The organism is Streptococcus mitis (genome assembly GCF_000960025.1).
GTDB lineage: Bacteria > Bacillota > Bacilli > Lactobacillales > Streptococcaceae > Streptococcus > Streptococcus mitis_DH.
The window spans coordinates 585,064-600,194 of sequence record NZ_JYGQ01000004.1; the positions used below are offsets into that span (position 1 = coordinate 585,064).

The 15,131-nt window shown below is 35.5% G+C and carries 14 protein-coding genes and 1 tRNA gene; all 15 read left to right on the forward strand.

The genetic code is table 11. From position 1 onward, the window contains the following. Window positions 1-107: 107 nt before the first annotated feature. The 15 genes from dnaA (at window position 108) to TZ91_RS09830 (ending at window position 15,000) form a co-directional block, all read left to right on the forward strand. Entirely contained in the window at window positions 108-1,469 is a 1,362-nt protein-coding gene (dnaA, locus tag TZ91_RS09760; protein WP_033687629.1) for a chromosomal replication initiator protein DnaA, read from the forward strand. Window positions 1,470-1,627: 158 nt separating this feature from the next. Further along, window positions 1,628-2,764: a DNA polymerase III subunit beta gene (gene dnaN / locus TZ91_RS09765; protein WP_000581174.1), complete on the forward strand. Its 1,137-nt coding sequence runs from the start codon at window positions 1,628-1,630 to the stop codon at window positions 2,762-2,764. Between the two features lie 64 nt (window positions 2,765-2,828). Continuing rightward, the gene (locus TZ91_RS09770; protein ID WP_000285186.1) at window positions 2,829-3,023 is read left to right on the forward strand and encodes a DUF951 domain-containing protein; all 195 of its coding nucleotides are present in this window, start codon (window positions 2,829-2,831) and stop codon (window positions 3,021-3,023) included. Between the two features lie 84 nt (window positions 3,024-3,107). Then, window positions 3,108-4,223: a redox-regulated ATPase YchF gene (gene ychF / locus TZ91_RS09775; RefSeq protein ID WP_033687631.1), complete on the forward strand. Its 1,116-nt coding sequence runs from the start codon at window positions 3,108-3,110 to the stop codon at window positions 4,221-4,223. Window positions 4,224-4,296: 73 nt separating this feature from the next. Then, the gene (gene pth / locus TZ91_RS09780) at window positions 4,297-4,866 is read left to right on the forward strand and encodes an aminoacyl-tRNA hydrolase (protein ID WP_000163936.1); all 570 of its coding nucleotides are present in this window, start codon (window positions 4,297-4,299) and stop codon (window positions 4,864-4,866) included. After that, complete coding sequence (gene mfd / locus TZ91_RS09785; protein ID WP_033687633.1) at window positions 4,867-8,370, forward strand: transcription-repair coupling factor; 3,504 nt, start codon at window positions 4,867-4,869, stop codon at window positions 8,368-8,370. Window positions 8,371-8,427: 57 nt separating this feature from the next. After that, window positions 8,428-8,694, forward strand: a complete 267-nt coding sequence (locus TZ91_RS09790; protein WP_001234978.1) for an RNA-binding S4 domain-containing protein — start codon at window positions 8,428-8,430, stop codon at window positions 8,692-8,694. Next, entirely contained in the window at window positions 8,687-9,055 is a 369-nt protein-coding gene (locus TZ91_RS09795) for a septum formation initiator family protein (protein WP_000041905.1), read from the forward strand. Before TZ91_RS09790 ends, TZ91_RS09795 begins: the two co-directional genes overlap by 8 nt. 4 nt (window positions 9,056-9,059) lie before the next feature. After that, window positions 9,060-9,182 carry an SP_0009 family protein gene (locus tag TZ91_RS10770; RefSeq protein ID WP_000429334.1) on the forward strand — a complete coding sequence of 41 codons (123 nt, stop codon included), beginning with the start codon at window positions 9,060-9,062 and terminating at the stop codon, window positions 9,180-9,182. Then, on the forward strand, window positions 9,175-10,443 hold the full coding sequence (locus TZ91_RS09805; RefSeq protein WP_033687636.1) for a serine hydrolase: 1,269 nt from the start codon (window positions 9,175-9,177) through the stop codon (window positions 10,441-10,443). Before TZ91_RS10770 ends, TZ91_RS09805 begins: the two co-directional genes overlap by 8 nt. Continuing rightward, the gene (gene tilS, locus TZ91_RS09810; protein ID WP_033687638.1) at window positions 10,440-11,717 is read left to right on the forward strand and encodes a tRNA lysidine(34) synthetase TilS; all 1,278 of its coding nucleotides are present in this window, start codon (window positions 10,440-10,442) and stop codon (window positions 11,715-11,717) included. Before TZ91_RS09805 ends, tilS begins: the two co-directional genes overlap by 4 nt. Window positions 11,718-11,721: 4 nt before the next feature. Beyond that, window positions 11,722-12,264, forward strand: a complete 543-nt coding sequence (gene hpt, locus TZ91_RS09815) for a hypoxanthine phosphoribosyltransferase (RefSeq protein ID WP_000892176.1) — start codon at window positions 11,722-11,724, stop codon at window positions 12,262-12,264. Window positions 12,265-12,279: 15 nt separating this feature from the next. After that, window positions 12,280-14,238 carry an ATP-dependent zinc metalloprotease FtsH gene (gene ftsH / locus TZ91_RS09820; protein ID WP_033687641.1) on the forward strand — a complete coding sequence of 653 codons (1,959 nt, stop codon included), beginning with the start codon at window positions 12,280-12,282 and terminating at the stop codon, window positions 14,236-14,238. Between the two features lie 120 nt (window positions 14,239-14,358). Continuing rightward, entirely contained in the window at window positions 14,359-14,838 is a 480-nt protein-coding gene (locus TZ91_RS09825) for a transcriptional regulator (RefSeq protein ID WP_045597652.1), read from the forward strand. Window positions 14,839-14,928: 90 nt separating this feature from the next. Continuing rightward, window positions 14,929-15,000: transfer RNA gene (locus TZ91_RS09830), tRNA-Glu, on the forward strand. Window positions 15,001-15,131 lie beyond the last annotated feature (131 nt).

The window sequence follows — 15,131 nt, forward strand, 5'->3', positions numbered from 1 at the left end:
CTTGATAACATTGTGGATTATTTTTCACAGCTTGTGGAAAATTCTTGCTATCTATGGTAAAATAAATCTAGCATTAAACTTTTAAATAGTAAAGGAGGAGAAAAGGATTGAAAGAAAAACAATTTTGGAATCGTATATTAGAATTTGCACAAGAAAGACTAACTCGATCCATGTATGATTTCTATGCTATTCAAGCTGAACTCATTAAGGTAGAAGAAAATGTTGCCACTATATTTTTACCACGATCTGAAATGGAAATGGTCTGGGAAAAACAACTAAAAGATATCATTGTAGTAGCTGGTTTTGAGATTTATGATGCTGAAATAACCCCCCACTATATTTTCACCAAGCCTCAAGATACGATTATCCCACAAGTTGAAGAAGCTCCAAATTCAACTCTCTATGACTATAGTCCAAAGTTAGCATCTATTCCTTATTCGGATACTGGATTAAAAGAAAAGTATACCTTTGATAATTTTATCCAAGGGGATGGAAATGTTTGGGCAGTATCAGCCGCCCTGGCTGTCTCTGAAGATTTGGCCTTGACCTATAATCCTCTTTTTATCTATGGAGGACCTGGGCTTGGTAAGACTCACTTACTCAATGCCATTGGGAATGAGATTTTGAAAAATATTCCTGATGCGCGTGTGAAGTACATTCCTGCTGAAAGCTTTATAAACGACTTTCTTGAACATCTGAGACTGGGTGAAATGGATAAGTTCAAAAAAACCTACCGTAGCCTCGATCTCTTGTTAATTGATGATATTCAATCGCTGAGTGGAAAAAAAGTTGCAACTCAGGAAGAATTTTTCAATACTTTCAATGTTCTCCATAACAATCAAAAACAAATTGTTCTGACTAGTGATCGTAGCCCTAAACACTTAGAGGGCCTTGAAGAAAGACTTGTCACGCGCTTTAGCTGGGGCTTGACGCAAAATATCACACCACCTGACTTTGAGACACGTATTGCCATTTTACAAAGCAAAACAGAGAATTTAGACTACCATTTCCAAAGTGATACCCTAGAATACCTAGCTGGTCAATTTGATTCAAACGTCCGAGAACTTGAAGGAGCAATCAACGACATCACTTTAATCGCCCGAGTGAAGAAGATTAAGGATATCACTATCGATATCGCTGCAGAGGCTATTAGGGCACGCAAACAAGATGTTAGCCAAATGCTCGTCATCCCAATTGATAAAATCCAAAATGAAGTTGGTAACTTTTATGGTGTCAGCGTCAAAGAAATGAAGGGAAGCAGACGCCTTCAAAATATTGTGTTAGCCCGTCAAGTAGCCATGTATTTATCTAGAGAATTAACAGATAATAGTCTTCCAAAAATTGGGAAGGAATTTGGTGGTAAAGATCACACAACAGTCATTCATGCCCATGCCAAAATTAAATCTTTGATTGATGAAGACGATAATTTACGTTTAGAAATTGAATCAATCAAAAAGAAAATCAAATAACTTGTGGATAACTTTTACTTTATTATCTTTTTTATCCACATTTTTTAAACAAGCCCAAAAACTTGATATGACTTGTTTAAAGTCTGTTTTCCACAGATTTCACAGACTCTATTATTACTATTATCCTTCTAATACTAAAAATAAATAAAGGAGAATCCATGATTCATTTTTCAATTAATAAAAATTTATTTCTACAAGCCTTAAATACTACTAAGAGAGCTATTAGCTCTAAAAATGCCATTCCTATTTTATCAACCGTCAAAATTGACGTAACCAATGAAGGTGTTACTTTAATTGGTTCAAATGGTCAAATTTCAATTGAAAATTTTATTTCTCAAAAAAATGAAGATGCTGGTTTGTTAATTACTTCTTTAGGTTCGATCCTTCTTGAAGCTTCTTTCTTCATCAATGTGGTATCTAGTCTACCTGATGTGACTCTTGATTTTAAAGAAATTGAACAAAATCAAATTGTTTTAACTAGTGGCAAATCAGAAATTACCCTAAAAGGAAAAGATAGCGAACAGTATCCACGAATCCAAGAAATTTCAGCAAGCACTCCTTTGGTTCTTGAAACAAAATTACTTAAGAAAATTATCAATGAAACAGCTTTTGCTGCAAGTACACAAGAAAGTCGTCCAATTTTAACAGGTGTTCATTTTGTATTGAGCCAACACAAAGAGTTAAAAACAGTTGCAACAGACTCTCATCGTCTAAGCCAGAAAAAATTGACTCTTGAAAAAAATAGTGATGATTTTGATGTCGTCATTCCTAGCCGTTCTCTACGCGAATTTTCAGCAGTATTTACAGACGATATTGAAACTGTAGAGATTTTCTTTGCCAACAATCAAATCCTCTTTAGAAGCGAAAATATTAGCTTCTATACTCGTTTGTTAGAAGGTAACTATCCTGATACAGATCGCTTGATTCCGACAGACTTTAACACTACTATTACTTTTGATGTGGTAAACTTACGTCAGTCAATGGAGCGTGCTCGCCTTTTATCAAGTGCGACTCAAAATGGTACTGTGAAGCTTGAAATTAAAGGTGGTATTGTTAGCGCCCATGTTCATTCTCCAGAAGTTGGTAAAGTAAACGAAGAAATCGATACTGATCAGGTGACTGGTGAAGATTTGACTATTAGTTTCAACCCAACTTACTTGATTGATTCTCTTAAGGCTTTAAATAGCGAAAAGGTGACCATTAGCTTTATCTCAGCTGTTCGTCCATTTACTCTTGTTCCAGCAGACACTGATGAGGACTTCATGCAGCTCATTACACCAGTTCGTACAAATTAAGTGAAAGAGGTTGAGCCTGGCTCGCCTCTTTTATGATATAATCGAAAAAGAAAAGGAGAGTAGTATGTATCAAGTTGGAAATTTTGTTGAAATGAAAAAACCACATGCTTGCACCATCAAGTCAACAGGTAAAAAGGCCAATCGTTGGGAAATTACACGTGTAGGAGCAGATATCAAAATTAAATGTAGCAATTGTGACCATGTTGTCATGATGGGGCGCTATGATTTTGATCGAAAAATGAATAAAATTATTGACTGAAACCCCTCAGTTAGAGGGTTAGCAAGTTTTCCTTTTTTGTGTTATAATATTAGGGATTGAAATGAAAACGGAGAATGAGAAAATATGGCTTTAACAGCAGGTATCGTTGGTTTGCCAAACGTTGGTAAATCAACACTATTTAATGCAATTACAAAAGCAGGAGCAGAGGCTGCAAACTATCCATTTGCGACGATTGATCCAAACGTTGGAATGGTTGAGGTTCCAGATGAACGCCTACAAAAATTGACTGAAATGATCACTCCTAAAAAGACAGTTCCAACAACATTTGAATTTACAGATATCGCAGGAATTGTAAAAGGAGCTTCAAAAGGAGAAGGGCTAGGGAATAAATTCTTGGCTAATATCCGTGAAGTAGACGCGATTGTTCACGTAGTTCGTGCTTTTGATGATGAAAATGTGATGCGCGAGCAAGGACGTGAAGACGCCTTTGTAGATCCACTTGCGGATATTGATACTATTAACCTGGAGTTGATTCTTGCTGACTTAGAATCAGTTAATAAGCGTTATGCGCGTGTAGAAAAGATGGCACGTACGCAAAAAGATAAAGAATCAGTAGCTGAGTTTAATGTTCTTCAAAAGATTAAACCAGTCCTAGAAGATGGAAAATCAGCTCGAACTATTGAATTTACAGATGAAGAACAAAAAGTTGTCAAAGGTCTCTTCCTTTTGACGACTAAACCAGTGCTCTATGTTGCCAATGTGGATGAGGATGTTGTTTCAGAACCTGACTCTATCGACTATGTTAAACAAATTCGTGAATTCGCAGAGACAGAAAATGCTGAAGTAGTCGTTATTTCTGCGCGTGCTGAGGAAGAAATTTCTGAGTTAGACGAAGAAGATAAGCAAGAGTTTCTTGAAGCACTTGGTTTGACAGAGTCAGGCGTTGACAAGTTGACTCGTGCAGCTTACCACTTACTTGGATTGGGAACTTACTTCACAGCTGGTGAAAAAGAAGTTCGCGCTTGGACCTTTAAACGTGGTATGAAGGCTCCTCAAGCAGCTGGTATTATCCACTCAGACTTTGAAAAAGGATTTATTCGTGCAGTAACTATGTCATATGAGGATCTAGTGAAATATGGATCTGAAAAGGCTGTAAAAGAAGCTGGGCGCTTGCGTGAAGAAGGAAAAGAATATATCGTTCAAGATGGCGATATCATGGAATTCCGCTTTAATGTCTAATAATATTTAACAAATAGTGTCAATTAGGTTGGAAAAAAATTCCAACCCTTTTGGCTTTTGAAAGGAAAAATAAATGACCAAATTACTTGTAGGATTAGGAAATCCAGGAGATAAATATTTTGAGACCAAACACAATGTTGGATTTATGTTGATTGACCAACTAGCGAAGAAACAGAATGTCACTTTTACACACGATAAGATATTTCAAGCTGACCTAGCATCCTTTTTCCTAAATGGAGAAAAAATTTATCTGGTCAAACCAACGACATTTATGAATGAAAGTGGAAAAGCGGTTCATGCTTTATTGACTTATTATGGTTTGGATATTGAAGATTTACTCATCATTTACGATGACCTTGACATGGAAGTTGGGAAAATTCGTTTAAGAGCAAAAGGTTCAGCAGGTGGTCATAATGGTATCAAGTCTATTATTCAACATATTGGAACCCAAACCTTTAATCGTGTTAAAATTGGAATCGGAAGACCTAAAAATGGCATGTCAGTTGTTCACCATGTTTTGAGTACCTTTGACAAGGATGATTATATTGGTATTTTACAGTCTATTGACAAAGTTGACGATTCTGTAAACTACTATTTACAAGAGAAAAACTTTGAAAAAACGATGCAGAGGTATAACGGATAAATGGTGACCTTATTAGATTTATTCTCAGAAAATGATCAGATAAAAAAATGGCATCAAAATCTGACAGATAAGAAAAGACAATTAATCTTAGGCTTGTCAACTTCTACAAAAACTTTAGCAATTGCTAGTAGTTTGAGACAGGAAGATAAGATTGTGTTATTGACGTCAACTTATGGAGAAGCCGAAGGACTTGTTAGTGATCTTATATCTATCTTGGGTGAGGAACTTGTCTATCCATTTTTGGTAGATGACTCCCCTATGGTCGAGTTTTTGATGTCTTCACAAGAAAAAATCATTTCACGGGTTGAAGCCTTGCGTTTTTTGACTGATTCATCTAAGAAAGGGATTTTAGTTTGTAATATCGCAGCAAGTCGATTGATTTTACCGTCTCCCAATGCATTTAAAGATAGTATTGTAAAAATAACAGTTGGTGAAGAATATGACCAACACGCACTTATCCATCAGTTAAAAGAGATAGGCTATCGAAAAGTTACGCAAGTACAAACTCAGGGAGAGTTTAGTATACGAGGAGATATTTTAGATATTTTTGAAATATCCCAGTTAGAACCTTGCCGAATTGAGTTTTTTGGTGATGAAATTGATGGTATTAGGTTATTTGAAGTCGAAACACAATTATCGAAAGAAAATCAGACAGAACTCACTATCTTTCCAGCTAGTGATATGTTTTTGAGAGAAAAGGATTATCAACGAGGACAGTCAGCTTTAGAAAAACAAATTTCAAAAACGTTATCACCGATTTTGAAATCCTATCTAGAAGAAATTCTTTCAAGTTTTCACCAAAAACAAATACATTCAGATTCACGGAAGTTTTTATCTTTGTGCTATGAAAAGACATGGACTGTCTTTGACTATATTGAAAAAGATACCCCAGTATTCTTTGATGATTATCAGAAATTGATGAATCAGTATGAAGTCTTTGAAAGGGAGTTAGCACAATACTTTACAGAAGAATTACAGAACAGTAAAGCATTTTCTGAGATGCAGTATTTTGCAGATACAGAGCAAATCTATAAAAAACAGAGTCCGGTTACCTTTTTCTCTAATCTGCAAAAGGGGTTAGGCAATCTCAAGTTTGACCAAATTTATCAATTTAATCAATATCCTATGCAGGAGTTTTTCAATCAATTTTCTTTTCTAAAAGAAGAAATTGAGCGATACAAAAAAATGGATTATACTATTATCCTGCAGTCTAGCAATTCAATGGGAAGTAAAACATTGGAGGATGTTTTAGAGGAATACCAGATTAAATTGGATTCTAGAGATAAGTCAAGTGTTTGTAAAGAATCTGTAAACTTAATTGAGGGTAATCTCAGACATGGTTTTCATTTTGTAGATGAAAAGGTTTTATTGATAACTGAACATGAGATTTTTCAAAAGAAATTGAAACGTCGTTTTCGAAGACAACATGTTTCAAACGCAGAGAGATTAAAAGATTACAATGAACTTGAAAAAGGAGATTACGTTGTTCACCATATCCATGGAATTGGTCAATATCTAGGGATTGAAACAATTGAAATCAAAGGGATTCACCGTGATTATGTCAGTGTTCAATACCAAAACGGGGATCAAATCTCTATCCCAGTGGAACAGATTCATCTACTTTCCAAATACGTTTCAAGTGACGGTAAAGCTCCTAAACTCAATAAATTAAATGACGGTCATTTCAAAAAAGCCAAGCAAAAAGTTAAGAACCAGGTAGAGGATATAGCTGACGATTTAATCAAACTTTATTCTGAGCGCAGCCAGTTGAAGGGTTTTGCTTTCTCAGCTGATGATGAGGATCAACATGCTTTTGATGATGCCTTCCCTTATGTTGAAACGGATGATCAACTTCGTAGTGTTGAGGAAATCAAGAGAGATATGCAGGCTTCTCAGCCAATGGATCGACTTTTAGTTGGGGATGTTGGTTTTGGAAAGACTGAAGTTGCTATGCGTGCAGCCTTTAAGGCAGTCAATGATCACAAACAGGTTGTCGTCTTAGTTCCGACGACGGTTTTAGCGCAACAGCACTATACGAATTTTAAGGAACGATTCCAAAATTTTGCAGTTAATATTGATGTATTGAGTCGCTTTAGAAGTAAAAAAGAGCAGACTGAAACACTTGAAAAATTGAAAAACGGTCAAGTTGATATTTTGATTGGAACCCATCGTGTTTTGTCAAAAGATGTTGTGTTTGCTGATTTGGGCTTGATGATTATTGATGAGGAACAGCGATTTGGTGTCAAGCATAAGGAAACCTTGAAAGAACTGAAAAAACAAGTAGATGTCCTGACCTTGACAGCAACGCCAATTCCTCGTACCCTTCACATGTCTATGTTGGGAATCAGAGATTTGTCTGTTATTGAAACTCCGCCGACTAATCGTTATCCAGTGCAAACCTATGTTTTAGAAAAGAATGATAGTGTGATTCGTGATGCTGTATTGCGTGAAATGGAACGTGGAGGTCAAATTTACTATCTTTACAATAAAGTTGACACAATTGACCAGAAGGTTTCAGAATTACAGGAGTTGATTCCAGAGGCTTCGATTGGGTATGTTCATGGGCAAATGAGTGAGATTCAGTTAGAAAATACTCTACTGGATTTCATTGAAGGTCAGTATGATATTTTGGTGACAACTACCATTATTGAGACAGGAGTGGACATTCCAAATGCCAATACTTTATTTATTGAAAATGCGGATCATATGGGCTTGTCAACCTTGTATCAGTTAAGAGGAAGAGTCGGTCGTAGTAATCGTATTGCTTATGCCTATCTCATGTATCGTCCAGAAAAATCAATCAGTGAAGTCTCCGAGAAGAGATTAGAAGCGATTAAAGGATTTACAGAATTGGGCTCTGGATTTAAGATTGCAATGCGAGATCTTTCGATTCGTGGAGCAGGAAATCTTTTAGGAAAATCCCAGTCTGGTTTCATTGATTCTGTTGGTTTTGAATTGTATTCGCAGTTATTGGAGGAAGCTATTGCTAAACGACATGGTAATGGGAATACAAGAACCAAAGGAAATACCGAATTGATTTTACAAATTGATGCCTATCTTCCTGATACTTATATTTCAGACCAACGACATAAGATTGAAATTTATAAAAAAATTCGTCAAATTGACAACCGTGTCAACTATGAAGAGTTACAAGAAGAGTTGATGGACCGATTTGGAGAGTACCCAGACGTAGTAGCCTATCTTTTAGAGATTGGTTTGATTAAGTCTTATCTTGACAAGGTCTTTGTTCAACGTGTGGAACGAAAAGAAAATAAGATTACAGTTCAATTTGAAAAAATTACTAAGCGATTGTTCTTGGCTCAAGATTATTTTAAAGCTTTATCCGCAACGAACTTAAAAGCAGCCATAGCTGAGAATAAGGGATTAATGGAAGTTGTATTTTATGTTCGAAACAAGAAGGACTATGAAATTTTAGAAGGTATGCTCATTTTTGGAGAAAGTTTATTAGAGATAAAAGTGTCGAAAGAAGGCAATTCCCTTTAACATTTTTCTTCTATAAAGTAGATAAAAATGATACAATAATAATTTGAGGTAATAAAAATGAGATTAGACAAATATTTAAAAGTATCAAGAATTATCAAGCGTCGTACAGTCGCAAAAGAAGTAGCAGATAAAGGTAGAATCAAGGTAAATGGAATCTTGGCAAAAAGTTCAACGGATTTGAAAGTTAATGACCAAGTTGAAATTCGTTTTGGAAATAAGTTGCTACTTGTAAAAGTACTGGAGATGAAAGATAGTACAAAAAAAGAAGATGCAGCAGGCATGTATGAAATTATCAGTGAAACACGGGTAGAAGAAAATGTCTAAAAATATCGTACAATTGAATAATTCTTTTATTCAAAATGAACACCAACGTCGTCGCTATCTGATGAAAGAACGACAAAAACGGAATCGTTTCATGGGTTGGGTTCTTATTTTGATGATTTTATTGTTCATTTTACCAACTTATAATCTTGCTCAAAGCTATCATCAATTACTCCAAAGACGTCAACAGTTATCAGACTTGCAAACTCAGTATCAAACCTTGAGTGAGGAAAAGGAGAAAGAGACAGCTTTTGCCACAAAGTTGAAAGATGAAGATTACGCTGCTAAATACATGCGTGCAAAATATTATTATTCTAAGAATCGGGAAGCTGTTTATACGATTCCTGACTTGCTCCCAAGGTGATAAAATGGAAAATTTATTAGACGTAATTGAGCAATTTTTGAGTCTATCGGATGAAAAGTTGGAAGAGTTGGCTGATAAAAATCAATTATTGCGTTTACAAGAAGAAAAGGAAAGGAAGAATGCGTAAGTTCTTAATTATTTTGTTGCTACCGAGTTTTTTGACTATTTCAAAAGTCGTTAGCACAGAAAAAGAAGTCGTCTATACTTCGAAAGAAATTTATTACCTTTCACAATCTGACTTTGGTATTTATTTTAGAGAAAAGCTAAATTCTCCTATGGTTTATGGAGAAGTTCCTGTTTATGCGAATGAAGATTTAGTGGTAGAAACTGGAAAATTGACTCCCAAAACAAGTTTTCAAATAACCGAGTGGCGCTTAAATAAACAAGGAATTCCAGTGTTTAAGTTATCCAACCATCAATTTATTGCTGCGGACAAACGATTTTTATATGATCAATCAGAGGTAACTCCAACAATAAAAAAAGTATGGTTAGAATCTGATTTTAAACTGTACAATAGTCCTTATGATTTAAAAGAAGTGAAATCATCCTTATCAGCTTATTCGCAAGTATCAATTGATAAGACCATGTTTGTAGAAGGAAGAGAATTTCTACATATTGATCAGGCTGGATGGGTAGCTAAAGAATCAACTTCTGAAGAAGATAATCGGATGAGTAAAGTTCAAGAAATGTTATCGGAAAAATATCAGAAGGATTCATTTTCTATTTATGTTAAGCAACTGACTACTGGAAAAGAGGCTGGTATCAATCAAGATGAAAAGATGTATGCAGCTAGTGTTTTAAAACTACCTTATCTCTATTATGCGCAAGAAAAAATAAATGAAGGTCTTTATCAGTTAGATACGACTGTAAAATACATATCTGCAGTCAATGATTTTCCAGGTTCCTATAAACCAGAAGGAAGTGGTAGTCTTCCTAAAAAAGAGGATAATAAAGAGTATTCTCTAAAGGATTTAATTACGAAAGTATCAAAAGAATCTGATAATGTAGCTCATAATTTATTGGGATATTACATTTCAAACCAATCTGATGCCACATTTAAATCCAAGATGTCTGCTATTATGGGAGATGATTGGGATTCAAAAGAAAAATTGATTTCTTCTAAAATGGCTGGGAAAGTTATGGAAGCTGTTTATAATCAAAATGGATTTGTATTGGATTCTTTGACTAAAACAGATTTTGATAATGAGAGAATTACCAAAGGTGTTTCTGTTAAAGTAGCTCATAAAATTGGAGATGCGGATGAATTTAAGCATGATACAGGTGTTGTCTATGCAGATTCTCCATTTATTCTTTCTATTTTCACTAAAAATTCTGATTATGATACGATTTCTAAGATAGCCAAGGATGTTTATGAGGTTCTAAAATGAGGAAACAAGATTTTTTAAATCATTTTCTCAAGAAGGGATATTTCAAAAAGCATGCTAAGGTGATGCTAGCTCTTTCTGGTGGATTAGATTCTATGTTTCTATTTAAGGTGTTATCTACGTATCAAAAAGAGTTAGAAATTGAATTGATTCTAGCTCATGTGAATCATAAGCAGAGAGTAGAATCAGATTGGGAAGAACAGGAATTAAGGAAGTTAGCTGCTGAAGCAGAGCTTCCTATTTATAACAGCAATTTTTCAGGAGAATTTTCAGAAGCACGTGCTCGACATTTTCGTTATGATTTTTTTCAAGAGGTCATGAAAAAGACAGGTGCGACAGCTTTAGTCACTGCCCACCATGCTGATGATCAGGTGGAAACGATTTTAATGCGCTTGATTCGAGGAACTCGTTTGCGCTATCTATCAGGAATTAAGGAGAAGCAAGTAGTCGGAGAGATAGAAATCATTCGTCCCTTCTTGCATTTTCAGAAAAAAGACTTTCCACCAATTTTTCACTTTGAAGATACATCAAATCAGGAAAATCATTATTTTCGCAATCGTATTCGAAATTCTTATTTACCAGAATTAGAAAAAGAAAATCCTAGATTTAGAGATGCAATCTTAAGCATCGGCAATGAAATTTTAGATTATGACCTAGCTATAGCTGAATTATCAAAGAATATTGATGTGGAAAATTTACAACAGTTATTTTCTTATTCTGAGTCAACACAAAGAGTTTTACTTCAAACTTATCTGAATAGTTTTCCAGATTTGAATCTTACAAAAGCTCAGTTTGAAGAAGTTAGACAAATTTTAAAAACTAAAAGCCAGTATCGTCATCCGCTTAAAAATGGTTATGAATTAGTAAAAGAGTATCAACAGTTTCGGATTTGTAAAATCAGTCCTCAGTCTGATGAAAAGGAAGATGAACTTGTGTTACACTATCAAAATCAGGTATCTTATCAAGGATATTTATTTTCCTTTGGACTTCCTTTAGATGGTGAATTAATTCAGCAGGTACCTGTTTCACGGGAAACATCAATACACATTCGTCATCGAAAAACAGGAGATTTTTTGATTCAAAATGGGCATAGAAAAAAACTCAGACGTCTATTTATTGATTTGAAAATCCCTATGGAAAAGCGAAAATCAGCTCTGATTATTGAGCAATTTGGTGAAATTGTCTCAATTTTGGGAATTGCGACCAGTAATTTGAGTAAAAACACGAAAAATGATATAATGAACACTGTACTTTATATAGAAAAAATAGATAGGTAAAAAAATGTTAGAAAACGATATTAAAAAAATCCTCGTTTCACACGATGAAATTACAGAAGCTGCTAAAAAATTAGGTGCCCAACTCACTAAAGACTATGCAGGAAAAAATCCAATCTTAGTTGGGATTTTAAAAGGATCTATTCCTTTTATGGCTGAATTAGTCAAACATATCGACACACATATTGAAATGGACTTCATGATGGTTTCTAGCTATCATGGTGGAACAGCAAGTAGCGGTGTCATCAATATCAAGCAAGATGTAACTCAAGACATCAAAGGAAGACATGTTTTATTTGTAGAAGATATCATTGATACAGGTCAAACTTTGAAGAATTTGCGAGATATGTTTATTGCAAGAGAAGCAGCTTCTGTTAACATTGCAACCTTGTTGGATAAACCAGAAGGACGTGTTGTAGAAATTGAGGCTGACTATACCTGCTTTACTATCCCAAATGAGTTTGTAGTAGGTTATGGTTTAGACTACAAAGAAAATTATCGTAACCTTCCTTATGTTGGAGTATTGAAAGAAGAAGTGTATTCAAATTAGAAAGAACAATTTTTAATGAAAAAACAAAATAATGGTTTAATTAAAAATCCTTTTCTATGGTTATTACTTATTTTTTTCCTAGTTACAGCTTACCAGTATTTTAGTACAGGTAGTGTTGCAGGGAAAAGTGAGCAAATTAATTATACAGAATTGGTAAAAGAAATTACCGATGACAATGTAAAAGAATTGACTTACCAACCAAATGGCAGTGTTATCGAGGTTTCAGGTGTTTATAAAAATCCTAAAACAAGTAAAGAAGAAACAGGCATTCAGTTCTTTTCTCCTTCTGCTACAACAGTAGAGAAATTTTCAAGTATTATTCTTCCTTCAGATACTACAGTATCAGAATTGCAAAAGCTTGCTTCTGACCATAAAGCGGAAGTAACTATTAAGCATGAAAGTTCGAGTGGTATGTGGATTAATATTCTTGTATCCATTGTACCATTCGGTATTCTATTCTTCTTCCTATTCTCTATGATGGGAAATATGGGAGGAAATAATAGCCGTAACCCGATGAGTTTTGGACGTAGTAAGGCTAAAGCTGCAAATAAAGAAGATATTAAAGTAAGATTTTCAGATGTTGCTGGAGCTGAGGAAGAAAAACAAGAACTAGTTGAAGTTGTTGAATTTTTAAAAGATCCAAAACGATTTACAAAACTTGGAGCCCGTATTCCAGCAGGTGTTCTTTTGGAGGGACCTCCGGGAACAGGTAAAACTTTGCTTGCTAAAGCAGTCGCCGGAGAAGCAGGTGTACCATTCTTTAGTATTTCAGGTTCTGACTTTGTAGAAATGTTTGTCGGAGTTGGAGCTAGTCGTGTTCGTTCTCTTTTTGAAGATGCCAAAAAAGCAGCACCAGCTATTATCTTTATCGATGAAATTGATGCTGTTGGACGTCAACGTGGAGTTGGTCTTGGCGGAGGAAATGACGAACGTGAACAAACCTTGAACCAACTTTTGATTGAGATGGATGGTTTTGAAGGAAATGAAGGGATTATCGTCATTGCTGCGACAAACCGTTCAGATGTACTTGACCCTGCCCTTCTGCGTCCAGGACGTTTTGATAGAAAAGTCTTGGTTGGTCGCCCTGATGTTAAAGGTCGTGAAGCAATCTTGAAAGTTCATGCTAAGAACAAGCCTTTAGCAGAAGATGTTGATTTGAAATTAGTTGCCCAACAAACTCCAGGTTTTGTTGGTGCTGATTTAGAGAATGTATTGAATGAAGCAGCTCTAGTTGCTGCTCGTCGCAATAAATCAGTAATTGATGCCTCAGATATTGATGAAGCAGAAGATAGAGTTATTGCTGGTCCTTCTAAGAAAGATAAGACAGTTTCACAAAAAGAACGTGAATTGGTTGCCTACCATGAGGCAGGACATACCATTGTTGGTCTAGTCTTGTCGAATGCTCGTGTTGTGCATAAAGTTACCATCGTACCGCGTGGACGTGCCGGAGGATATATGATTGCACTTCCTAAGGAAGACCAAATGCTTCTTTCTAAAGAAGATATGAAAGAGCAATTGGCTGGTTTAATGGGTGGACGTGTAGCTGAAGAAATTATCTTTAACGTCCAAACTACAGGAGCTTCAAACGACTTTGAACAAGCGACACAAATGGCGCGTGCAATGGTTACAGAGTACGGTATGAGTGAAAAACTTGGCCCAGTACAATATGAAGGAAACCATGCTATGTTTGGTGCACAGAGTCCTCAAAAATCAATTTCAGAACAAACAGCTTATGAAATTGACGAAGAAGTTCGTTCATTATTAAATGAAGCACGAAATAAAGCTGCTGAAATCATCCAATCAAATCGTGAAACTCACAAGTTGATTGCAGAAGCATTATTGAAATACGAAACATTGGATAGTACACAAATTAAAGCTCTTTATGAAACAGGAAAGATGCCTGAAACCGTAGAAGAGGAATCTCATGCATTATCTTATGATGAAGTAAAGTCAAAAATGAATGACGAAAAATAACCCTGAGAGAGGCAAGACCTCTCTTTTTTGTGCAGTTTAGACGGTGTAGGGAACAGAATGGAGGAAATGTGCCAAAAGTGTTTCTGAATCTGTTAGACTGTATCTAGAAAGGGGGACGTTATGTTTAAAGAATTGTATAAAGAAGTCCAGGGAATTGTGTATAAGAGTAGAAATGAATATTACTTGCATTTATGGGAACTATCGGATTGGGACCAAGAGGGAATGATTTGCTTACATGAATTGATCAGTAGAGAAGAAGAGCTGGCAGAAGATATTCCTCGTTTAAGGAAATACTTCAAAACTAAGTTCCGGAATCGAATTCTAGACTATATCCGTAAGCAGGAAAGTCAAAAACGAAGATATGATAAAGAACCCTATGAAGAAGTAGGTGAGATTAGTCATCGTATCAGTGAGGGAGGTCTGTGGCTAGATGATTATTATCTCTTTCATGAGACACTAAGAGATTATAGAAGCAAACAAAGTAAAGAGCAACAAGAAGAGTTAGAACGCGTCTTAAGACATGAACGCTTCCGAGGGCGTCAAAGAGTATTAAGAGACTTACGTATTGTGTTTAAGGAGTTTGATATCCGTACACACTAGGAAGCCATGCAAAAAATAAAAAAGTTTAAAAAAGGTGTTGACAAGTCAGAAAAAGTCGGTATAATAGTAAGAGTTGAAAATAACAACTCCGGTCCGTTGGTCAAGGGGTTAAGACACCGCCTTTTCACGGCGGTAACACGGGTTCGAATCCCGTACGGACTATGGTATGTTGTGGTTGAGGCACTTGATGAAAAAAGATTTAAAAAAGTTTCAAAAAAGTGTTGACAAGCGAAAGCGGCTGTGATATACTAATATAGTTGTCGCTTGAGAGAAGTAAGTGACAAAGACCTTTG

Bases quoted from the DNA above. Each gene is read 5' to 3' on its own strand.
- TZ91_RS09795 (WP_000041905.1), top strand. From the start codon at position 8,687: ATGTCTAAAAATATCGTACAATTGAATAATTCTTTTATTCAAAATGAA.
- dnaN (WP_000581174.1), top strand. From the start codon at position 1,628: ATGATTCATTTTTCAATTAATAAAAATTTATTTCTACAAGCCTTAAAT.
- TZ91_RS09805 (WP_033687636.1), top strand. From the start codon at position 9,175: ATGCGTAAGTTCTTAATTATTTTGTTGCTACCGAGTTTTTTGACTATT.
- ychF (WP_033687631.1), top strand. From the start codon at position 3,108: ATGGCTTTAACAGCAGGTATCGTTGGTTTGCCAAACGTTGGTAAATCA.
- ftsH (WP_033687641.1), top strand. From the start codon at position 12,280: ATGAAAAAACAAAATAATGGTTTAATTAAAAATCCTTTTCTATGGTTA.
- TZ91_RS09825 (WP_045597652.1), top strand. From the start codon at position 14,359: ATGTTTAAAGAATTGTATAAAGAAGTCCAGGGAATTGTGTATAAGAGT.
- TZ91_RS09790 (WP_001234978.1), top strand. From the start codon at position 8,428: ATGAGATTAGACAAATATTTAAAAGTATCAAGAATTATCAAGCGTCGT.
- TZ91_RS09770 (WP_000285186.1), top strand. From the start codon at position 2,829: ATGTATCAAGTTGGAAATTTTGTTGAAATGAAAAAACCACATGCTTGC.
- mfd (WP_033687633.1), top strand. From the start codon at position 4,867: ATGGTGACCTTATTAGATTTATTCTCAGAAAATGATCAGATAAAAAAA.
- TZ91_RS10770 (WP_000429334.1), top strand. From the start codon at position 9,060: ATGGAAAATTTATTAGACGTAATTGAGCAATTTTTGAGTCTATCGGAT.
- pth (WP_000163936.1), top strand. From the start codon at position 4,297: ATGACCAAATTACTTGTAGGATTAGGAAATCCAGGAGATAAATATTTT.
- hpt (WP_000892176.1), top strand. From the start codon at position 11,722: ATGTTAGAAAACGATATTAAAAAAATCCTCGTTTCACACGATGAAATT.
- tilS (WP_033687638.1), top strand. From the start codon at position 10,440: ATGAGGAAACAAGATTTTTTAAATCATTTTCTCAAGAAGGGATATTTC.